Source organism: Cupriavidus pauculus, assembly GCF_008693385.1.
GTDB lineage: Bacteria > Pseudomonadota > Gammaproteobacteria > Burkholderiales > Burkholderiaceae > Cupriavidus > Cupriavidus pauculus_D.
Map to the genome: position 1 here is coordinate 3499356 of NZ_CP044065.1, position 19888 is coordinate 3519243.

The 19888-nt window shown below is 60.8% G+C and carries 33 protein-coding genes; all 33 read left to right on the top strand.

From position 1 onward, the window contains the following. Positions 1-171: 171 nt before the first annotated feature. The 33 genes from rpsL (at position 172) to rplQ (ending at position 19820) form a co-directional block, all read left to right on the top strand. Positions 172-549, top strand: coding sequence for a 30S ribosomal protein S12 (rpsL, locus tag FOB72_RS16030; protein WP_010810460.1), 378 nt, complete (start codon positions 172-174; stop codon positions 547-549). Positions 550-769: 220 nt separating this feature from the next. Beyond that, complete coding sequence (rpsG, locus tag FOB72_RS16035; protein WP_109585078.1) at positions 770-1240, top strand: 30S ribosomal protein S7; 471 nt, start codon at positions 770-772, stop codon at positions 1238-1240. A 118-nt stretch (positions 1241-1358) separates the two neighbouring features. Continuing rightward, positions 1359-3470: an elongation factor G gene (gene fusA / locus FOB72_RS16040; RefSeq protein WP_150373508.1), complete on the top strand. Its 2112-nt coding sequence runs from the start codon at positions 1359-1361 to the stop codon at positions 3468-3470. A gap of 76 nt (positions 3471-3546) precedes the next feature. After that, positions 3547-4737 (top strand): elongation factor Tu, encoded by a 1191-nt coding sequence (gene tuf, locus FOB72_RS16045; protein ID WP_150373502.1) that lies wholly within the window; start codon positions 3547-3549, stop codon positions 4735-4737. 77 nt (positions 4738-4814) lie between these two features. Next, entirely contained in the window at positions 4815-5123 is a 309-nt protein-coding gene (rpsJ, locus tag FOB72_RS16050) for a 30S ribosomal protein S10 (protein ID WP_006160488.1), read from the top strand. A 333-nt stretch (positions 5124-5456) separates the two neighbouring features. After that, a complete protein-coding gene (gene rplC / locus FOB72_RS16055; protein ID WP_115955550.1) occupies positions 5457-6107 on the top strand; it encodes a 50S ribosomal protein L3 in 651 nt (216 codons plus the stop codon). An 11-nt stretch (positions 6108-6118) separates the two neighbouring features. Continuing rightward, positions 6119-6739: a 50S ribosomal protein L4 gene (gene rplD / locus FOB72_RS16060; protein WP_150373509.1), complete on the top strand. Its 621-nt coding sequence runs from the start codon at positions 6119-6121 to the stop codon at positions 6737-6739. Next, positions 6736-7050: a 50S ribosomal protein L23 gene (gene rplW / locus FOB72_RS16065; protein WP_109585082.1), complete on the top strand. Its 315-nt coding sequence runs from the start codon at positions 6736-6738 to the stop codon at positions 7048-7050. Before rplD ends, rplW begins: the two co-directional genes overlap by 4 nt. 2 nt (positions 7051-7052) lie before the next feature. Continuing rightward, positions 7053-7883 (top strand): 50S ribosomal protein L2, encoded by an 831-nt coding sequence (gene rplB, locus FOB72_RS16070; RefSeq protein ID WP_150373510.1) that lies wholly within the window; start codon positions 7053-7055, stop codon positions 7881-7883. Between the two features lie 22 nt (positions 7884-7905). Next, complete coding sequence (gene rpsS, locus FOB72_RS16075) at positions 7906-8181, top strand: 30S ribosomal protein S19 (protein ID WP_109585084.1); 276 nt, start codon at positions 7906-7908, stop codon at positions 8179-8181. A gap of 9 nt (positions 8182-8190) precedes the next feature. Further along, positions 8191-8520, top strand: coding sequence for a 50S ribosomal protein L22 (gene rplV / locus FOB72_RS16080; RefSeq protein WP_010812393.1), 330 nt, complete (start codon positions 8191-8193; stop codon positions 8518-8520). Between the two features lie 9 nt (positions 8521-8529). Next, positions 8530-9336: a 30S ribosomal protein S3 gene (gene rpsC / locus FOB72_RS16085; protein ID WP_150373511.1), complete on the top strand. Its 807-nt coding sequence runs from the start codon at positions 8530-8532 to the stop codon at positions 9334-9336. A gap of 2 nt (positions 9337-9338) precedes the next feature. Next, positions 9339-9755 (top strand): 50S ribosomal protein L16, encoded by a 417-nt coding sequence (rplP, locus tag FOB72_RS16090; protein ID WP_006576240.1) that lies wholly within the window; start codon positions 9339-9341, stop codon positions 9753-9755. Positions 9756-9766: 11 nt separating this feature from the next. Beyond that, on the top strand, positions 9767-9961 hold the full coding sequence (gene rpmC / locus FOB72_RS16095; RefSeq protein WP_109585086.1) for a 50S ribosomal protein L29: 195 nt from the start codon (positions 9767-9769) through the stop codon (positions 9959-9961). Then, on the top strand, positions 9958-10236 hold the full coding sequence (rpsQ, locus tag FOB72_RS16100) for a 30S ribosomal protein S17 (protein WP_150373512.1): 279 nt from the start codon (positions 9958-9960) through the stop codon (positions 10234-10236). The genes rpmC and rpsQ overlap by 4 nt, the downstream gene beginning before the upstream one ends. A gap of 280 nt (positions 10237-10516) precedes the next feature. Beyond that, entirely contained in the window at positions 10517-10885 is a 369-nt protein-coding gene (rplN, locus tag FOB72_RS16105; RefSeq protein ID WP_006576237.1) for a 50S ribosomal protein L14, read from the top strand. A gap of 9 nt (positions 10886-10894) precedes the next feature. Next, a complete protein-coding gene (gene rplX / locus FOB72_RS16110) occupies positions 10895-11203 on the top strand; it encodes a 50S ribosomal protein L24 (protein ID WP_150373513.1) in 309 nt (102 codons plus the stop codon). A gap of 25 nt (positions 11204-11228) precedes the next feature. Then, entirely contained in the window at positions 11229-11771 is a 543-nt protein-coding gene (rplE, locus tag FOB72_RS16115) for a 50S ribosomal protein L5 (protein ID WP_109585089.1), read from the top strand. Between the two features lie 9 nt (positions 11772-11780). After that, positions 11781-12086, top strand: coding sequence for a 30S ribosomal protein S14 (gene rpsN / locus FOB72_RS16120; RefSeq protein ID WP_109585090.1), 306 nt, complete (start codon positions 11781-11783; stop codon positions 12084-12086). Positions 12087-12113: 27 nt separating this feature from the next. Continuing rightward, positions 12114-12509, top strand: a complete 396-nt coding sequence (rpsH, locus tag FOB72_RS16125) for a 30S ribosomal protein S8 (RefSeq protein ID WP_109585091.1) — start codon at positions 12114-12116, stop codon at positions 12507-12509. Between the two features lie 9 nt (positions 12510-12518). Beyond that, on the top strand, positions 12519-13052 hold the full coding sequence (gene rplF, locus FOB72_RS16130) for a 50S ribosomal protein L6 (protein ID WP_109585092.1): 534 nt from the start codon (positions 12519-12521) through the stop codon (positions 13050-13052). Between the two features lie 11 nt (positions 13053-13063). Next, positions 13064-13420: a 50S ribosomal protein L18 gene (gene rplR / locus FOB72_RS16135; RefSeq protein WP_109585218.1), complete on the top strand. Its 357-nt coding sequence runs from the start codon at positions 13064-13066 to the stop codon at positions 13418-13420. An 18-nt stretch (positions 13421-13438) separates the two neighbouring features. Continuing rightward, a complete protein-coding gene (gene rpsE, locus FOB72_RS16140) occupies positions 13439-13957 on the top strand; it encodes a 30S ribosomal protein S5 (protein WP_011299302.1) in 519 nt (172 codons plus the stop codon). Between the two features lie 10 nt (positions 13958-13967). Beyond that, entirely contained in the window at positions 13968-14150 is a 183-nt protein-coding gene (rpmD, locus tag FOB72_RS16145; RefSeq protein WP_010812381.1) for a 50S ribosomal protein L30, read from the top strand. A 22-nt stretch (positions 14151-14172) separates the two neighbouring features. After that, positions 14173-14607: a 50S ribosomal protein L15 gene (gene rplO / locus FOB72_RS16150; protein WP_109585094.1), complete on the top strand. Its 435-nt coding sequence runs from the start codon at positions 14173-14175 to the stop codon at positions 14605-14607. Positions 14608-14655: 48 nt separating this feature from the next. Next, a complete protein-coding gene (gene secY, locus FOB72_RS16155) occupies positions 14656-15999 on the top strand; it encodes a preprotein translocase subunit SecY (protein ID WP_150373514.1) in 1344 nt (447 codons plus the stop codon). 25 nt (positions 16000-16024) lie between these two features. After that, on the top strand, positions 16025-16243 hold the full coding sequence (infA, locus tag FOB72_RS16160; protein ID WP_010812378.1) for a translation initiation factor IF-1: 219 nt from the start codon (positions 16025-16027) through the stop codon (positions 16241-16243). A gap of 31 nt (positions 16244-16274) precedes the next feature. Then, the gene (rpmJ, locus tag FOB72_RS16165; RefSeq protein WP_008642959.1) at positions 16275-16391 is read left to right on the top strand and encodes a 50S ribosomal protein L36; all 117 of its coding nucleotides are present in this window, start codon (positions 16275-16277) and stop codon (positions 16389-16391) included. Positions 16392-16410: 19 nt separating this feature from the next. Continuing rightward, positions 16411-16776, top strand: coding sequence for a 30S ribosomal protein S13 (gene rpsM / locus FOB72_RS16170; RefSeq protein ID WP_150373515.1), 366 nt, complete (start codon positions 16411-16413; stop codon positions 16774-16776). Positions 16777-16800: 24 nt separating this feature from the next. Continuing rightward, on the top strand, positions 16801-17202 hold the full coding sequence (gene rpsK / locus FOB72_RS16175; protein WP_008642963.1) for a 30S ribosomal protein S11: 402 nt from the start codon (positions 16801-16803) through the stop codon (positions 17200-17202). Positions 17203-17479: 277 nt separating this feature from the next. Further along, entirely contained in the window at positions 17480-18103 is a 624-nt protein-coding gene (rpsD, locus tag FOB72_RS16180) for a 30S ribosomal protein S4 (protein WP_150373516.1), read from the top strand. A gap of 178 nt (positions 18104-18281) precedes the next feature. Next, entirely contained in the window at positions 18282-19262 is a 981-nt protein-coding gene (locus FOB72_RS16185; protein ID WP_109585098.1) for a DNA-directed RNA polymerase subunit alpha, read from the top strand. Positions 19263-19424: 162 nt separating this feature from the next. Beyond that, the gene (rplQ, locus tag FOB72_RS16190; RefSeq protein WP_029043791.1) at positions 19425-19820 is read left to right on the top strand and encodes a 50S ribosomal protein L17; all 396 of its coding nucleotides are present in this window, start codon (positions 19425-19427) and stop codon (positions 19818-19820) included. Positions 19821-19888: the final 68 nt, after the last annotated feature.

The window sequence follows — 19888 nt, forward strand, 5'->3', positions numbered from 1 at the left end:
ACAGGTTGTGTCGGCGGGATCCAGGCGAGCTCGCGCTCTTTGGCAAGTCTGTCACTTCACAGTCCCTTCCCTCGAGCGTTCGCTCAATCCTCTCGCCCAAAATTCGTAGTGCCCCTCCGGCCGGCTGATGCGGTGGAGGGGTGTTTTTGTAAAACCAAGCTGGATTGAACAATGCCAACTATCAACCAACTGGTTCGCAAGCCGCGCGTCTCTGAAGTCGTCAAGAGCAAGAGCCCCGCGCTTGAGAACTGCCCGCAGCGTCGCGGCGTGTGCACCCGCGTGTACACCACGACGCCGAAGAAGCCGAACTCGGCACTGCGTAAGGTCGCCAAGGTGCGCCTGACCAACGGTTTCGAGGTCATCTCGTACATCGGCGGTGAAGGCCACAACCTGCAGGAACACTCGGTCGTGCTGATCCGCGGCGGCCGTGTGAAGGATCTGCCGGGTGTGCGTTACCACATCGTCCGTGGCTCGCTCGACCTGCAAGGCGTGAAGGACCGCAAGCAGGCACGTTCGAAGTACGGCGCGAAGCGTCCGAAGGCTGCCTAACTGGCAACCTGGGCATAACGCCCGAAGCAACAAGCGATGGCCTGTGGCGCATGCGTCATGGAGCTGTCACCAGGCGGCGGTACAACGGAGTGTTTAGCGCCGTGCCGTCGAGTAAGTGGTCACCCGGCGAATTTGCCCGAAGCGAATACCGAGGCAAGCTAGTTGGTGGCCGGAGAGTGCGAATTGAAATCCGCTCTCAACTGAATCTAGAGGAAAGAAGATGCCACGTCGTCGTGAAGTCCCCAAGCGGGAAATTCTGCCTGATCCGAAGTTCGGTAACGTTGAAGTTGCCAAGTTCATGAACGTGCTGATGCTGGACGGCAAGAAGTCGGTTGCCGAGCGTATCGTGTACGGCGCGTTCGATCAGATCGAAAAGAAGGCAGGCAAGGCCCCGATCGAAGTGTTCTCCGTTGCCATCAACAACGTGAAGCCGGTGGTCGAAGTGAAGAGCCGCCGCGTTGGCGGTGCCAACTATCAGGTTCCGGTCGAAGTTCGTCCGTCGCGTCGTCTGGCATTGGCGATGCGTTGGCTGCGCGAGGCCGCGAAGAAACGCAGCGAGAAGTCGATGGCGCTGCGCCTGGCAGGTGAACTGCTCGAAGCATCGGAAGGCCGTGGCGGCGCGATGAAGAAGCGCGACGAAGTGCACCGCATGGCCGAAGCCAACAAGGCGTTCTCGCACTTCCGCTTCTAAAGCGCGCGATTACGCGGTTGGTTGCCGGGCGGGCTGTGTCGTTACACATCTCGCCCGTTTGTGTTAGGGGCGTAGACGAAGAGATGTCTGCGCCTCATGGACGAAATAGAGGATTAAAGTGGCTCGTAAGACTCCCATTGAGCGCTACCGTAACATCGGTATTTCGGCTCACATTGACGCGGGTAAAACCACCACGACCGAGCGGATCCTGTTCTACACCGGTGTGAACCACAAGATCGGTGAAGTGCACGACGGCGCGGCCACCATGGACTGGATGGAGCAGGAGCAGGAGCGTGGCATCACGATCACGTCCGCTGCGACCACCGCCTTCTGGAAGGGCATGGGCGGCAACTACCCCGAGCACCGCTTCAACATCATCGACACCCCGGGACACGTGGACTTCACCATCGAGGTGGAGCGTTCCATGCGCGTGCTGGATGGCGCCTGCATGGTGTACTGCGCGGTGGGTGGCGTGCAGCCGCAGTCGGAAACCGTCTGGCGTCAGGCCAACAAGTACGGCGTGCCGCGTCTGGCGTTCGTCAACAAGATGGACCGTACCGGCGCGAACTTCTTCAAGGTCTACGACCAGCTGAAGACCCGCCTGAAGGCCAACCCGGTGCCCGTCGTCGTGCCTATCGGCGCTGAAGACGGCTTCCAGGGCGTCGTCGATCTGCTGGAAATGAAGGCGATCATCTGGGACGAAGCCAGCCAGGGCGTGAAGTTCGAGTACCAGGACATCCCGGCCGAACTGAAGGCTACCGCTGACGAATGGCGCGAGAAGATGGTCGAGTCCGCCGCCGAAGCCAGCGAAGAGCTGATGGAAAAGTACCTGGGCGGCGAAGAGCTGACCCGTGCCGAGATCGTCAAGGCACTGCGCGACCGTACCATCGCCTGCGAAATCCAGCCGATGCTGTGCGGCACCGCGTTCAAGAACAAGGGCGTGCAGCGTATGCTCGACGCCGTGATCGACTTCCTGCCTTCGCCGGTCGATATCCCGCCGGTCAAGGGCGTGGACGAGAACGACGACGAGAAGAAGCTCGAGCGCAAGGCCGACGACGGCGAGAAGTTCTCGGCGCTGGCATTCAAGATCATGACGGACCCGTTCGTGGGCCAGCTGATCTTCTTCCGCGTCTACTCGGGCAAGATCAATTCGGGCGACACCGTGTACAACCCGGTGAAGCAGAAGAAGGAGCGTTTGGGCCGTATTCTGCAGATGCACGCCAACCAGCGCGAAGAAATCAAGGAAGTGCTGGCCGGCGACATCGCCGCGGCCGTCGGCCTGAAGGACGCGACCACCGGCGATACGCTGTGCGATCCGGCTGCACCGATCGTGCTCGAGCGCATGATCTTCCCGGAGCCCGTGATCTCGCAGGCCGTCGAGCCGAAGACCAAGGCCGACCAGGAAAAGATGGGTATCGCCCTGAACCGCCTGGCTGCCGAAGATCCTTCGTTCCGCGTGCGCACCGATGAAGAATCGGGCCAGACCATCATTTCGGGCATGGGCGAGCTCCACCTCGAAATTCTGGTCGACCGCATGAAGCGCGAATTCGGCGTGGAAGCCAACATCGGCGCGCCGCAGGTGGCTTACCGCGAAACCATCCGCAAGACCGCGGAAGGCGTCGAGGGCAAGTTCGTCAAGCAGTCGGGCGGCCGTGGCCAGTACGGTCACGCCGTGATCACGCTGGAACCGCAGGAGCAAGGCAAGGGCTTCGAGTTCATCGACGCGATCAAGGGCGGTGTGATTCCTCGCGAATACATCCCCGCGGTCGAAAAGGGTATCGTGGACACGCTGCCGTCCGGTATCCTCGCCGGCTTCCCGGTGGTGGACGTGAAGGTCACGCTGACGTTCGGTTCGTACCACGACGTGGACTCGAACGAAAACGCGTTCCGCATGGCCGGCTCGATGGCTTTCAAGGAAGCCATGCGCAAGGCCAGCCCGGTGCTGCTCGAGCCGATGATGGCCGTGGAAGTGGAAACGCCGGAAGACTACACGGGTACCGTGATGGGCGATCTGTCGTCCCGCCGCGGCATCGTGCAGGGCATGGACGACATGGTTGGCGGCGGCAAGATCATCAAGGCCGAAGTCCCCCTGTCGGAAATGTTCGGTTATTCCACGTCGCTGCGCTCGGCCACGCAAGGCCGCGCCACGTACACCATGGAATTCAAGCACTACGCTGAAGCACCGAAGAACATTGCCGAAGCCGTGATGTCGGCCAAGGCCAAGCAATAAAAGCTTCGCCGCCACGCGCGATCCGCGTGGCGGCGCAATGAATTGAATCAGACTGCATTCCATTAGGAGCTGAAAAATGGCAAAGGAAAAGTTCGAACGGACCAAGCCGCACGTGAACGTTGGCACGATTGGTCACGTTGACCATGGCAAGACGACGCTGACGGCGGCAATCGCCACGGTGCTGGCTTCGAAGTTCGGCGGCTCGGCAAAGAAGTACGACGAAATCGACGCGGCGCCGGAAGAGAAGGCACGTGGTATCACGATCAACACGGCGCACGTGGAGTACGAAACGGCGAACCGCCACTACGCCCACGTTGACTGCCCGGGCCACGCTGACTATGTGAAGAACATGATCACGGGTGCGGCGCAGATGGACGGCGCGATCCTGGTGTGCTCGGCCGCTGACGGCCCGATGCCGCAGACGCGCGAGCACATCCTGCTGGCGCGCCAGGTTGGTGTGCCGTACATCATCGTGTTCCTGAACAAGTGCGACATGGTGGACGACGCCGAGCTGCTCGAGCTGGTGGAAATGGAAGTGCGCGAGCTGCTGTCGAAGTACGACTTCCCGGGCGACGACACGCCGATCATCAAGGGTTCGGCCAAGCTGGCGCTGGAAGGCGACAAGGGCGAGCTGGGCGAAGTGGCGATCATGAACCTGGCCGACGCGCTGGACACGTACATCCCGACGCCGGAGCGCGCGGTTGACGGTACGTTCCTGATGCCGGTGGAAGACGTGTTCTCGATCTCGGGCCGCGGTACCGTGGTGACGGGTCGTATCGAGCGCGGCGTGGTGAAGGTCGGCGAAGAAATCGAAATCGTGGGTATCCGCCCGACGGTGAAGACGACCTGCACGGGCGTGGAAATGTTCCGCAAGCTGCTGGACCAGGGTCAGGCTGGCGACAACGTGGGTCTGCTGCTGCGCGGCACGAAGCGCGAAGACGTGGAGCGTGGTCAAGTTCTGTGCAAGCCGGGCTCGATCAAGCCGCACACGCACTTCACGGGTGAGGTCTACATTCTGTCGAAGGACGAAGGTGGCCGTCACACGCCGTTCTTCAACAACTACCGCCCGCAGTTCTACTTCCGTACGACCGACGTGACCGGCTCGATCGAGCTGCCGAAGGACAAGGAAATGGTCATGCCGGGTGACAACGTGTCGATCACGGTCAAGCTGATCGCCCCGATCGCCATGGAAGAAGGTCTGCGCTTCGCGATCCGCGAAGGCGGCCGTACCGTCGGCGCCGGCGTCGTGGCAAAGATCCTCGACTAAGCATCCTTTCGGGGCGTGCCTCCGGGCATGACCCCTTTATCCCGGGCCGCTGGCCCATCGCTCTTTAAGGAACAATCATGCAGAACCAGAAGATCCGTATCCGCCTGAAGGCTTTCGACTATCGCCTGATCGACCAGTCGGCCGCCGAAATCGTGGATACCGCCAAGCGCACCGGCGCGATCGTCAAGGGTCCCGTGCCCCTGCCGACCCGCATCCAGCGCTTCGACATCCTGCGTTCGCCGCACGTCAACAAGACCAGCCGCGATCAGTTCGAGATCCGCACGCACCAGCGTCTGATGGATATCGTCGATCCGACCGACAAGACCGTGGACGCGCTGATGAAGCTCGACCTGCCGGCTGGCGTGGACGTCGAAATCAAGGTGTAAGCATGAACCCAGGCGGCGCCAGCCGCCTGTGATCGGCTCGGAACGGCGGACTTCGGTCCGCCGTTTTGCTTTCGGAAGCGCTCAAAGTATCCCCCGCGCCGCAAACGTGTCGCATTCACGTCGTCTACGCGCACCGTACACACACGATCATCTAGAAATATGCGCGATGGTTGTTGTTCTTTCCAAAGTACTGAGATATAGTGTACGGCTACCCGTTTCTTCGGGTAGTGGGTGGCCATTTTGGCCGTGCGCAATCTTCTTCGCGCAACCCGCTCACACAGTTTTCGTGTATCAATCAGCCCCGGCCAATCGCAGCTGGGAATGGAGCAAACCATGAGCCTTGGCCTTGTAGGTCGCAAGGTTGGCATGACCCGTATTTTCACGGACGACGGTGATTCGATTCCCGTTACCGTGGTCGAGGTCGGCGACAACCGCGTGACGCAAATCAAGACGGACGAGACCGACGGTTATACCGCGGTTCAAGTCACCTTCGGCAGCCGACGCGCAAGCCGTGTCACCAAGCCGCTGGCGGGTCACCTCGCCAAAGCCGGTGTCGAAGCCGGTGAAGTCATCAAAGAGTTCCGTATCGATGCCGCAAAGGCTGCCGAGCTGCAAGCCGGCGCCGCGCTGTCGGTCGACCTCTTCGAAGTCGGTCAGAAGATCGACGTTCAAGGCGTGAGCATCGGTAAGGGCTACGCCGGTACCATCAAGCGCTACCACTTTGCGTCGGGTCGTGCCACCCACGGTAACTCGCGTTCGCACAACGTGCCGGGTTCCATCGGTATGGCGCAGGATCCGGGCCGTGTGTTCCCCGGCAAGCGCATGACGGGCCACCTGGGTGACGTCACCCGCACCGTCCAAAACCTCGAGATCGCCAAGATCGACGCAGAGCGCAAGCTGCTGCTGGTCAAGGGTGCCATCCCGGGTTCGAAGGGCGGCAAGGTCATCGTTACCCCGGCCGTCAAGGCCAAAGCCAAAGCTTAAGGAGCGCATCAATGGAACTCAAGCTCCTCCAGGACAATGGCCAGATCGGCGCCGGCGTGAACGCCTCGCCGGAAGTGTTCGGCCGTGACTACAACGAAGCCCTCGTTCACCAGATCGTGGTTGCTTACCAGGCTAACGCGCGTAGCGGTAACCGTAAGCAGAAGGATCGTGAAGAGGTCAAGCACACGACCAAGAAGCCGTGGCGCCAGAAGGGTACGGGCCGTGCTCGTGCCGGTATGTCTTCCTCGCCGCTGTGGCGCGGGGGCGGCCGTATCTTCCCGAATTCGCCGGAAGAGAACTTCAGCCAGAAGGTCAACAAGAAGATGTTCCGTGCCGGTATGCGCTCGATTTACTCGCAGCTCGCACGTGAAGGTCGTATCAACGTCGTGGACGGTTTCACGGTCGACGCGCCCAAGACCAAGCTCTTGGCCGACAAGTTCAAGGCCATGGGCCTGGACTCGGTGCTGATCATCACCGACAGCCTCGACGAAAACCTCTACCTGGCTTCGCGCAACCTGCCGCACGTGGCAGTTGTCGAGCCGCGCCAGGCAGATCCGCTCTCGCTCGTGCACTACAAGAAGGTGCTCGTGACCAAGGCGGCTGTCGCGCAGATCGAGGAGTTGCTCAAATGACGCAAGTAGCCAAGAACGATCATCGTTTGATGCAGGTGCTGCTCGCGCCGGTGGTTTCCGAAAAGGCAACCCTGGTCGCCGACAAGAATGAGCAGGTTGTGTTCGAAGTGGCCCGCGATGCTAACAAGCTCGAAGTGAAGGCCGCCGTCGAACTGCTGTTCAAGGTCGAGGTGCAGTCCGTTCAGATCCTGAACCAGAAGGGCAAGCAAAAGCGTTTCGGTCGCTTCATGGGTCGTCGTAACCACGTGAAGAAGGCCTACGTTTCGCTGAAGCCGGGTCAGGAAATCAATTTTGAAGCGGAGGCCAAGTAATCATGGCACTCGTCAAGACCAAGCCGACGTCGCCGGGTCGTCGCACCATGGTGAAGGTCGTCAACAAGGACCTTCACAAGGGCGCGCCGCACGCTCCGCTGCTGGAAAAGCAATTCCAGAAGTCGGGTCGTAACAACAACGGCCACATCACCACCCGTCACAAGGGCGGTGGTCACAAGCACCACTACCGTGTGGTCGACTTCAAGCGCAACGACAAGGACGGTATCCCCGCCAAGGTCGAGCGCCTGGAATACGATCCGAACCGCAGCGCGAACATCGCGCTGGTGCTGTTCGCCGACGGTGAGCGCCGCTACATCATCGCCACCAAGGGCATGGTTGCCGGTCAATCGCTGCTGAACGGTTCGGAAGCGCCGATCAAGGCCGGTAACAACCTGCCGATCCGCAACATTCCGGTCGGTACCACGATCAATAACGTCGAAATCCTGCCGGGCAAGGGTGCGCAAGTCGCACGCGCTGCTGGCGGTTCCGCCGTGCTGCTGGCCCGCGAAGGCGTGTACGCCCAGGTGCGTCTGCGCTCCGGTGAAGTGCGCCGCGTGCATATCGAATGCCGCGCCACCATCGGTGAAGTGGGCAACGAAGAGCACAGCCTGCGTGTTATCGGCAAGGCCGGTGCAACGCGCTGGCGCGGTATTCGCCCGACCGTCCGCGGTGTGGTGATGAACCCGGTCGACCACCCGCACGGTGGTGGTGAGGGTCGTACTGCCGCCGGTCGCGATCCGGTCTCGCCGTGGGGTACCCCGACCAAGGGCTACCGTACCCGCAGCAACAAGCGCACTGCCAGCATGATCGTGCAGAAGCGCCACAAGCGTTAATCGGTAGGTAGGAGCTAAAGATATGACTCGTTCCGCAAAAAAGGGTCCGTTCTGCGACGCCCACCTGCTGAAGAAGGTGGAAGCTGCAGTCAGCGGCAAGGACAAGAAGCCCATCAAGACATGGTCGCGCCGCTCGACCATCATGCCGGACTTCATCGGTCTGACGATCGCCGTGCACAACGGCCGTCAACACGTGCCGGTGTATGTCACGGAAAACATGGTTGGCCACAAGCTCGGCGAATTTGCGCTCACGCGTACGTTCAAGGGCCACGCGGCTGACAAGAAAGCGAAGAGGTAAGGTGCCATCATGGAAGTGAAAGCGATTCATCGCGGTGCCCGCATCTCCGCCCAGAAAACGCGTCTGGTCGCTGACCAGATCCGTGGTCTGCCGATCGAGCGCGCGCTCAACGTCCTGACGTTCAGCCCGAAGAAGGCCGCCGGTATTGTGAAGAAGGTGGTCGAATCGGCCATCGCCAACGCCGAGCACAACGAAGGCGCCGACATCGACGAGCTGAAGGTCAAATCGATCTTCGTCGACAAGGCCACCTCGCTCAAGCGTTTCACGGCACGGGCAAAGGGCCGCGGCAACCGCATCGAGAAACAAACCTGTCACATCACTGTGACGCTCGGCAACTAAGGAGTCACGATGGGACAGAAGATTCATCCGACTGGCTTCCGTCTGGCCGTCAGCCGTAACTGGGCTTCGCGTTGGTACGCCAACAACACGAAGTTCGCCGGCATGCTGAAAGAAGACATCGAAGTTCGTGACTTCCTGAAGAAGAAGCTCAAGAACGCATCGGTTGGCCGCGTCGTGATCGAGCGCCCCGCCCGCAATGCACGTCTCACCATTTACAGCTCGCGTCCGGGCGTGGTGATCGGCAAGAAGGGTGAGGACATCGAACTGCTCAAGGCCGAGCTGCAACGTCGCATGGGTGTGCCCGTGCACGTGAACATCGAAGAAATCCGCAAGCCGGAAACCGATGCGCAGCTGATCGCCGACTCGATCACCCAGCAGCTCGAGCGCCGTATCATGTTCCGTCGCGCCATGAAGCGCGCGATGCAGAACGCGATGCGCCTCGGTGCTCAAGGTATCAAGATCATGAGCTCGGGTCGTCTGAACGGCATCGAAATCGCCCGTACCGAGTGGTACCGCGAAGGTCGTGTGCCCCTGCACACCCTGCGTGCCGACATCGACTACGGCTTCTCCGAAGCAGAAACCACCTACGGCATCATCGGTGTCAAGGTGTGGGTCTACAAGGGGGATCACCTGGGCCGCAATGACGCGCCCGTGGTGGAAGAGCCGCAAGACGAACGTCGCCGTCGCCCGGCCCGTCCGGAAGGCCGTCGCCGCGAAGGCGAAGGTGGCCGTCCGTCGGGCAACCGTCGCGGTGGCGCCGGTGGTGGTGCCGGTCGCCGCGCTGCGCCGGGCGCAGATGCGAAGAGTGGAGAATAACGATGCTGCAACCCAAGCGCAGAAAGTATCGCAAGGAGCAGAAAGGCCGCAACACGGGTAAGGCTACCCGTGGTAACGCCGTGTCTTTCGGCGAATTCGGCCTGAAGGCCATGGGCCGTGGTCGTCTGACCGCGCGCCAGATCGAATCGGCCCGTCGTGCGATGACCCGTCACATCAAGCGTGGCGGCCGCATCTGGATCCGGATTTTCCCGGACAAGCCGATTTCGAAGAAGCCCGCTGAAGTCCGTATGGGTAACGGTAAGGGCAATCCGGAGTACTACGTGGCTGAGATTCAGCCGGGCAAGATGCTGTACGAAATGGATGGCGTGAGTGAAGAGCTGGCACGTGAGGCGTTCCGCCTTGCCGCCGCCAAGCTGCCGATCGCCACGAACTTCGTTGTGCGTCAGGTCGGGACGTAAGGAGAGCAGGGATGAAAGCATCCGAACTTCGCGGCAAGGACGCCGCCGGGCTGAACCAGGAGCTCTCCGAGCTGCTGAAGGCCCAATTTAGCCTGCGCATGCAAAAGGCCACCCAACAGCTGCAGAACACCAGCCAGCTGAAGAAGGTGCGCAAGGACATCGCGCGGGTGCAAACCGTGCTGAATGAGAAGGCAAGCTCGAAATGACTGAAACTGCAAAAACGGAATCGTCGCTTCGCCGCACGCTGGTTGGCCGGGTTGTGAGCGACAAGATGGACAAGACCGTAACGGTCCTGATCGAAAACCGCGTCAAGCATCCGCTGTATGGCAAGTACGTGCTGCGTTCGAAGAAGTACCACGCACACGACGAAGCCAACCAGTACAAGGAAGGCGACAAGGTCGAAATCCAGGAAACGCGTCCGCTCTCGCGGACCAAGTCCTGGGTGGTTTCCCGGCTGGTAGAAGCGGCGCGCGTCATCTAAGAACAACGTTCTCAAGTTGACTTGCAAGGTCCAGGGTTATGTTGCTATAATCCTGGACTTCCGCTTTATTGCGCCCGTCTTAGCAGTACCAACCGGACAGGCCTGTAAGGCGAACCCCGCCCAGATGATGTTGCCGTAGCAGTTCCGCGGCTCTCGTTGTCTGGTGACTACCGACTTCAAAGTTGATCAACCCAAGCGGTTCTGGCGCAAAGCCTTGGACCGACGGGACCAAGACTGACCGACAGGCTCGCCTGACGGATTAAGTTGGGAAGATAACACCATGATTCAGACAGAAAGCCGGCTCGAAGTGGCCGATAACACTGGTGCGCGCGAAGTGCTGTGCATCAAAGTGCTGGGTGGGTCCAAGCGCCGCTATGCGAGCGTGGGCGACATCATCAAGGTGACCGTGAAGGACGCAGCGCCGCGCGGTCGCGTGAAGAAGGGCGACATCTACAACGCCGTTGTCGTGCGCACCGCCAAGGGCGTGCGTCGCGCGGACGGTTCGCTCGTCAAGTTCGACGGCAACGCCGCCGTCCTGCTGAACAACAAGCTCGAGCCGATCGGCACCCGCATCTTCGGGCCGGTGACTCGTGAACTCCGTACCGAGCGCTTCATGAAGATCGTGTCGCTCGCGCCGGAAGTGCTGTAAGGAGCCGCCATGAACAAGATTCGCAAGGGCGATGAAGTCATCGTGCTGACTGGCAAGGACAAGGGCAAGCGCGGTACCGTGCAAGCCGTTCTCGGCGAGAAGATCGCCGTGGAAGGCGTGAACGTCGCGAAGAAGCACGCTCGCCCGAACCCGATGCTGGGCACCACTGGTGGCGTGGTCGACAAGGTCATGCCGCTGCATATTTCCAACGTTGCGCTCGTGGATGCCAATGGCAAGCCGTCGCGCGTCGGCTTCAAGGTGGAAGACGGTAAGCGCGTGCGCTTCCTGAAGACCACTGGCGCCGTCGTCGCCGCTTGATTCTGGGCACGGATAGGAGTTGAGCATGGCAGCACGTCTGCAAGAGTTTTACAAAGAGAAGGTTGTACCGAAGCTGATCGAGCAATTCGGCTACAAGTCGGTCATGGAAGTGCCGCGCATCACCAAGATCACCCTGAACATGGGTCTTGGCGAAGCCATCAATGACAAGAAGGTCATTGAACTGGCAGTCGGCGACCTGACGAAGATCGCTGGTCAGAAGCCCGTGGTGACGAAGGCCAAGAAGGCTATCGCCGGCTTCAAGATTCGCCAGGGCTACCCCATCGGTGCGATGGTGACCCTGCGCGGTGAGCGCATGTTCGAATTCCTCGATCGTTTCGTGACCGTGGCACTGCCGCGTGTGCGTGACTTCCGTGGTGTGTCGGGCCGTTCGTTCGACGGTCGTGGCAACTACAACATCGGTGTGAAAGAGCAGATCATTTTCCCCGAAATCGAGTACGACAAGATCGACGCACTGCGTGGTCTGAACATCAGCATCACGACGACGGCGAAGAACGACGAAGAAGCCAAGGCGCTTCTCGGTGCGTTCAAGTTCCCGTTCCGTAATTAAGGGGTAACCGTGGCTAAACTGGCTCTGATTGAACGTGAGAAGAAGCGCGCAAAGCTCGTGGCGAAGTTCGCCCCGAAGCGCGCTGCCCTCAAGGCCATCATCGACGACCAAGAAAAGTCGGAAGAAGAGCGTTATCTGGCGCGTCTCGAGCTGCAACAGCTCCCGCGCAACGCGAACCCGACCCGTCAGCGCAACCGTTGCGCGATCACCGGTCGTCCCCGCGGCACCTTCCGCAAGTTTGGCCTGGCGCGTAACAAGATCCGCGAAATCGCCTTCAAGGGCGAAATCCCGGGTCTGACGAAAGCCAGCTGGTAATTACGCACAGGCTACAGGAGAAACAGTATGAGCATGAGCGATCCGATCGCCGATATGCTGACGCGCATCCGCAACGCTCAAGGCGTGCAGAAGGCGTCCGTTGTCATGCCCTCGTCGAAGCTGAAAGCAGCGATCGCCAAGGTCCTGAAGGACGAAGGCTATATCGATGACTTCGCCGTCCAGGAAGATGGCGGCAAGGCACAACTGACCATCGGTCTCAAGTACTACGCCGGCCGTCCGGTTATCGAGCGCATCGAACGCGTGTCGAAGCCCGGTCTGCGCGTGTACAAGGGCCGTACCGACATTCCCCAGGTGATGAACGGCCTCGGCGTAGCGATCATCTCGACCCCCAAGGGTCTGATGACCGACCGCAAGGCACGTGCCACCGGCGTGGGCGGCGAAGTTCTTTGCTACGTCGCTTAAGGAGGAACCATGTCCCGTGTAGGTAAGGCTCCCATCGCGCTGCCGAAAGGCGCGGAAGTGAATGTGGCAGGCGGCGTGCTCTCCGTGAAGGGCCCGCTCGGTACGCTGTCGCAACCGATTCATGGCCTGGTGAAGGCCAATGTCGAAAACGACACGCTGACGTTTGCTCCGGCAGACGAGTCGCGTGAAGCTAACGCCCTGCAAGGCACCATGCGCGCCCTGGCGGCAAACATGGTCAAGGGCGTGACCACCGGTTTCGAGCGCAAGCTGACCCTGGTAGGCGTGGGCTATCGTGCCCAGCTCCAAGGCACCGCGCTGAAGCTCCAGCTTGGTTTCTCGCACGACGTGATCCATGAGATGCCGGCCGGCGTGAAGGCGGAAACGCCGACGCAGACCGAGATCATCATCAAGGGTGCGGACAAGCAGAAAGTCGGTCAGGTTGCCGCGGAAGTCCGCGCGTACCGTCCGCCTGAGCCCTACAAGGGCAAGGGTGTTCGCTACGCCGACGAGCGCGTCATCCTGAAGGAAACCAAGAAGAAGTAAGGGGTGCAATGATGAACAAGAAAGACGCTCGTTTGCGCCGTGCACGTCAGACCCGCGCCAAGATCGCGGAGATGAAAGTCAATCGTCTGACCGTGTTCCGTACGAATTCGCATATCTACGCTCAGGTCTACTCGCCGTGCGGCACCCAAGTGGTGGCGTCGGCTTCGACGGCCGAAGCAGAAGTGCGCAAGGAACTGACCGGCAGCGGTGCTACCGTCGCCGCCGCCACCGTGGTTGGCAAGCGCGTCGCCGAGAAGGCGAAGGCAGCTGGCGTGGAAGTCGTTGCGTTCGATCGCGGCGGTTTCCGTTTCCACGGCCGCGTGAAGGCCCTGGCTGACGCTGCCCGCGAAGCCGGCCTCAAGTTCTAAGCGAGAGAGAGATACGTCATGGCAAAGATGCAAGCAAAAGTCCAGCAGGACGAACGCGACGACGGCCTCCGCGAGAAGATGATCTCGGTCAACCGCGTCACCAAGGTGGTGAAGGGCGGCCGTATCCTCGGTTTCGCCGCGCTGACCGTGGTTGGTGATGGCGATGGCCGCATCGGCATGGGCAAGGGCAAGGCGAAGGAAGTGCCCGTGGCCGTGCAGAAGGCGATGGACGAAGCCCGTCGCAAGATGGTCAAGGTTTCGCTGAAGAACGGCACGCTCCAACACGAAGTGGTTGGCAAGCATGGCGCCGCCAAGGTGCTGATGATGCCCGCGAAGGAAGGTACCGGCGTGATCGCCGGCGGCCCGATGCGCGCCATCTTCGAAGTAATGGGCGTGACGAACGTCGTTACCAAGTCCCACGGCTCGACGAACCCGTACAACATGGTTCGCGCCACTCTCGACGGCCTGCAGAAGATGAGCACGCCGAGCGAGATCGCTGCGAAGCGTGGCAAGTCGGTCGAAGACATCCTCGGTTAAGGTGAACGACATGTCGCAGAAAACCGTAAAAGTGCAACTCGTGCGCAGCCTGATCGGCACGCGCGAGGATCATCGCGCCACCGTCCGTGGCCTGGGCCTGCGCCGAATCAACTCGGTGTCGGAACTGCAGGACACGCCCGCCGTGCGCGGCATGATCAACAAGGTCTCGTACCTGGTCAAGGTTCTGGCCTGATACCGGGAACTCGGAGAGCAACATGCAACTGAACAACCTGAAACCGGCCGCCGGTTCGAAGCACGCCAAGCGTCGCGTCGGCCGCGGTATCGGCTCCGGCCTGGGCAAGACCGCCGGTCGTGGTCACAAGGGTCAGAAGTCGCGTTCGGGCGGCTTCCACAAGGTGGGTTTCGAAGGCGGTCAAATGCCGCTGTATCGTCGTCTGCCGAAGCGTGGTTTCACCTCGCTGACGAAGGCGTTCACCGCCGAAGTGACCCTGCGCGACATCGAGCGCCTGGAAGCTGCTGAAGTGGACCTTCTGGTCCTGAAGCAGGCCGGCCTCGTTGGCGAACTGGTCAAGACCGCGAAGGTGATCAAGGCTGGTGAGCTGACCCGCAAGGTCACGATCAAGGGTCTGGGCGCCACCGCTGGTGCCAAGGCAGCGATCGAAGCCGCTGGCGGCCAGATCGCCGAGTAATTACCAGCAGCCATCGCAGCAGGACGCGAGTCATAGTCGGAGCATCGTTTGGCCACGGCGAAACCTAACGCAAGCACGCAAGCCAGGAACACTGCGAAGTACGGCGATCTAAAGCGCCGTCTGATGTTCCTGGTGCTGGCCCTGATCGTCTACCGCATCGGTGCGCATATTCCGGTGCCGGGAATCGATCCGGATCAGCTCGCGAAGCTTTTCCAGAGTCAGTCGGGTGGCATCCTCGGGATGTTCAACCTGTTCTCGGGCGGTGCGCTGTCGCGCTTCACCGTCTTCGCGCTCGGCATCATGCCGTACATCTCGGCGTCGATCATCATGCAGTTGCTGACGATCGTGCTGCCGCAGCTGGAGTCGTTGAAGAAGGAAGGGCAGGCGGGCCAGAGGAAGATCACGCAGTACACGCGCTACGGCACGGTGGTTCTGGCCACCTTCCAGGCGCTGTCGATCGCAGTCGCGCTGGAGTCGCAGCCGGGTCTGGTCATCGATCCGGGCCTGATGTTCCGGGCTACGGCGGTGATTACGCTGGTGACCGGCACGATGTTCCTGATGTGGCTCGGTGAGCAGATCACCGAACGCGGACTGGGCAACGGGATTTCGATCATCATCTTCGGTGGTATCGCCGCGGGCTTGCCCAACGCGATCGGCGGACTGTTCGAACTGGTCCGTACGGGTTCCATGAGCATCATCGCGGCGATCCTGATCGTGGCGATCATTGTGGGTGTGACCTTCGCCGTGGTGTTTGTCGAACGCGGTCAGCGCAAGATCCTCGTGAACTATGCCAAGCGTCAGGTCGGCAACAAGGTGTACGGCGGTCAGTCGTCGCACCTGCCGCTGAAGCTGAACATGGCCGGGGTGATTCCGCCGATCTTCGCGTCGTCGATCATTCTGTTCCCGGCGACGATCGCGGGGTGGTTCACGTCTGACTCGACAGGCTCGGTTGGCCGGTTCATCAAGGACCTCGCCGCCACGCTGTCGCCGGGTCAGCCGGTGTACATCCTGCTGTATGCGGCTGCGATTATTTTCTTCTGCTTCTTCTATACGGCCCTGGTGTACAACAGCCGGGAAGTTGCAGACAACCTGAAGAAAAGCGGTGCCTTCATTCCGGGTATTCGTCCGGGCGAGCAGACGACGCGCTACATCGACAAGATTCTGGTGCGATTGACGCTGGCTGGCGCGATCTACATCACGCTGGTCTGCCTGCTGCCTGAATTCCTGGTGCTGCGCTGGAACGTTCCGTTCTATTTCGGCGGAACCTCACTGCTGATCATCGTGGTCGTCACGATGGACTTCATGGCGCAAGTGCAGTCGTACGTCATGTCGCAGCAGTATGAGTCCCTGCTGAAGAAGGCGAATTTCAAGGGTAACCTGACCTTGCGATAAAGCGGGGTTGGACCAGGCTCTAGGTATGGCAAAAGACGACGTCATCCAGATGCAAGGGGAGGTCCTGGAAAATCTCCCCAACGCGACGTTCCGCGTCAAGCTCGAAAATGGCCACGTAGTGCTGGGCCACATCTCCGGCAAGATGCGAATGAACTACATCCGGATTCTTCCGGGTGACAAGGTGACCGTAGAATTGACGCCATATGATCTGTCACGCGCGCGCATCGTCTTCCGGACGAAGTGAAGCGAACAGGAATTGAAGGAAGAGGAAAATCATGAAAGTGCTGGCTTCTGTGAAGCGCATTTGCCGCAACTGCAAAATCATCAAGCGCAACGGTGTGGTGCGTGTGATCTGCTCGTCGGATCCGCGCCACAAGCAACGCCAAGGCTAATCGGAAAGAGGATTGACGAATGGCACGTATCGCAGGGGTTAACATCCCCAACCACAAGCATACCGAGATCGGTCTGACGGCCATTTTCGGTGTCGGTCGCTCGCGCGCTCGCAAGATTTGCGAGGCCACCGGTGTTCCGTTTGACAAGAAGGTCAAGGATCTGACCGACGCCGACCTGGAAAAGCTTCGTGACGAAGTGGGCAAGGTTACGGTTGAGGGTGACCTGCGCCGCGAAAACACGATGAACATCAAGCGTCTGATGGACCTTGGTTGCTATCGTGGCGTCCGCCACCGCAAGGGTCTGCCGCTCCGCGGCCAGCGTACCCGCACGAACGCCCGCACCCGCAAGGGTCCGCGTAAGGCCGGCGTGGCTCTGAAGAAGTAAAGCCGAAGGCATAGGAACAGACACATGGCAAAAGGTCCGAACAACGCCGCCCAGCGCGCGCGTAAGAAGGTCAAGAAGAACGTTGCCGACGGCATTGCGCACGTTCACGCTTCGTTCAACAACACCATCATCACGATCACCGACCGTCAGGGCAACGCCCTGTCGTGGGCGACTGCCGGTGGCCAGGGCTTCAAGGGTTCGCGCAAGTCGACCCCGTTCGCTGCCCAGGTTGCTGCCGAGAACGCCGGCCGCGTGGCGCAGGACCAGGGCATCAAGAACCTGGAAGTGCGCATCAAGGGCCCCGGTCCTGGCCGCGAATCGGCTGTCCGCGCGCTGAACGCGCTGGGCATCAAGATCGCCGTGATCGAAGACGTGACGCCGGTGCCGCACAACGGCTGCCGTCCGCCGAAGCGTCGTCGTATCTAAGCATCGACAGCAGACCTCGTCATCGTGCCGACATAAATGGCGCGATGCCGATGTTTCATTGATGTGGTAGTATCGCGCGTTGACCTGCTGCAACCTGTTGCGGCAGGTTTTCGTTTTGCGTCTCATGCTTTTGCGTTACTCCGTGGTGTTTCGGCGCCACGGATGCCAATAAGCCCACCGTCCGTCAGATTTGCTGACGGACTCGCGGCGTGCCCGGAGCGTACCGATTTGTCGGCGCTGACCGAGGCGGCGTCGCGATCGATCAAAGGAAGATAAAGTGGCACGTTATACCGGCCCGAAGGCCAAACTTTCCCGCCGCGAAGGCACCGATCTGTTCCTGAAGAGCGCCCGTCGCTCGCTGGCTGACAAGTGCAAGCTGGACAGCAAGCCCGGTCAACACGGCCGCACCTCGGGTGCCCGTACGTCGGACTACGGCAACCAGCTGCGCGAAAAGCAGAAGGTCAAGCGTATCTATGGCGTGCTCGAGCGTCAGTTCCGCCGCTACTTCGCTGAAGCCGACCGTATCAAGGGCAATACCGGCGAAAACCTGCTGCGTCTGCTGGAATCGCGTCTCGACAACGTCGTGTATCGCATGGGTTTCGGCTCGACCCGCGCTGAAGCGCGTCAGCTGGTTTCGCACAAGGCGATCCTGGTGAACGGCATTGCACTGAACGTGCCGTCGGCCCAGATCAAGTCGGGTGACGTGGTGACCGTGCGTGAGCAGTCGCGCAAGCAGGTTCGTATCGCCGAAGCGCTGTCGCTGGCCGAGCAGTCGGGTTTCCCGACCTGGGTGGCCGTCGATTCCAAGAAGTTTGAAGGCACCTTCAAGCAAGCCCCGGATCGCGCCGACATCTCCGGCGACATCAACGAGAGCCTGATCGTCGAATTGTATTCGCGTTAATCGAGCCAATCGATCCGCGAACGGTTCCCGCGCTTGCGTCTCCCGCAACGCCTCGTTATCAGCCCGACGCGCACTACGCGCGGTCGGGCTTATTGCCCATCATGCGATGGGTTTTTTCAGGTTCCAAACGTCAGCCTTATCGGTGTAACGAGCCGAGGGTATTGAAAAGGACAACCTAATGCAAACAGCACTCCTCAAGCCAAAAATCATCGCCGTCGAACCGCTTGGCGACCATCACGCCAAGGTCGTGATGGAGCCGTTCGAGCGCGGCTACGGCCATACGCTCGGTAACGCGCTGCGTCGCGTGCTGCTGTCGTCGATGGTCGGCTACGCGCCGACCGAGGTCACGATCGCTGGAGTGGTGCACGAGTATTCCACCATCGACGGTGTGCAGGAAGACGTGGTCAACCTGCTGCTGAACCTGAAGGGTGTCGTGTTCAAGCTGCACAACCGCGACGAAGTCACGGTGTCGCTGCGCAAGGATGGCGAAGGCGTGGTCACGGCTGCCGATATCGAGCTGCCGCACGACGTCGAGATCATCAACCCGAATCACGTGATCGCGCATCTGTCTGCCGGCGGCAAGCTGGACATGCAGATCAAGGTCGAGCAAGGCCGCGGCTACGTGCCGGGCAACGTGCGCAAGTTCGGCGACGAAGCGGGCAAGGTCATCGGCCGCATCGTGCTGGACGCATCGTTCTCGCCGGTCCGCCGCGTGTCGTACGCCGTGGAATCCGCCCGTGTGGAACAGCGTACCGACCTCGACAAGCTCGTGATGAACATCGAAACCGACGGCGTGATCTCGCCCGAGGAAGCGATTCGCCAGTCGGCTCGCATCCTGGTCGATCAGCTGTCCGTGTTCGCCGCGCTGGAAGGCACCGAGTCGGCCGCTGAAGCCGCTTCGAGCCGTACGCCGCAGATCGATCCGATCCTGCTGCGCCCGGTCGACGACCTCGAGCTGACGGTGCGCTCGGCCAACTGCCTGAAGGCCGAGAACATCTACTACATCGGCGACCTGATCCAGCGTACCGAGAACGAACTGCTCAAGACCCCGAACCTGGGTCGCAAGTCGCTCAACGAGATCAAGGAAGTCCTCGCCTCCCGTGGCCTGACGCTCGGCATGAAGCTCGAGAACTGGCCGCCCGCAGGCCTGGAGAAGTAATTGGCATGGCAGGGCCGCGGCAACGTGGCCCTGCCTGTCGAGTTGCCGCCAGCATGGTGCTGACGGCTCGGAAGCACTACCGGCCCGCGCCAATGTCCGTCGAATCGTTGACGGCGTGGCGATAGAAGAGCTGGTCAAACACTGTTATCGAAAGGAATCATCATGCGTCACCGTCATGGTTTGCGGAAGCTGAACCGCACCTCGTCGCACCGTCTCGCGATGCTGCGCAACATGTCCAACTCGCTGTTCCAACACGAGCTGATCAAGACCACCCTGCCGAAGGCCAAGGAACTGCGCAAGGTCGTCGAGCCCCTCATCACGCTGGCCAAGAAGGACACCGTGGCGAACCGTCGCCTGGCGTTTGCCCGCCTGCGCGATCGCGACATCGTGACCAAGCTGTTCACGGAACTGGGCCCGCGTTACAACGCACGTCCGGGCGGCTACACCCGCATCCTGAAGTTCGGTTTCCGTCAGGGCGACAACGCGCCGATGGCGCTGGTCGAACTGGTCGACCGTCCGGAAATCACCGAAGCCCCGGCTGAAGAAGCTGCGGAATAAGGTATCGGACCTGCGGCAGCCTGTCTCACGACGGGTTCGCACGCAACGCTTACAATCGAGCCAGGCTT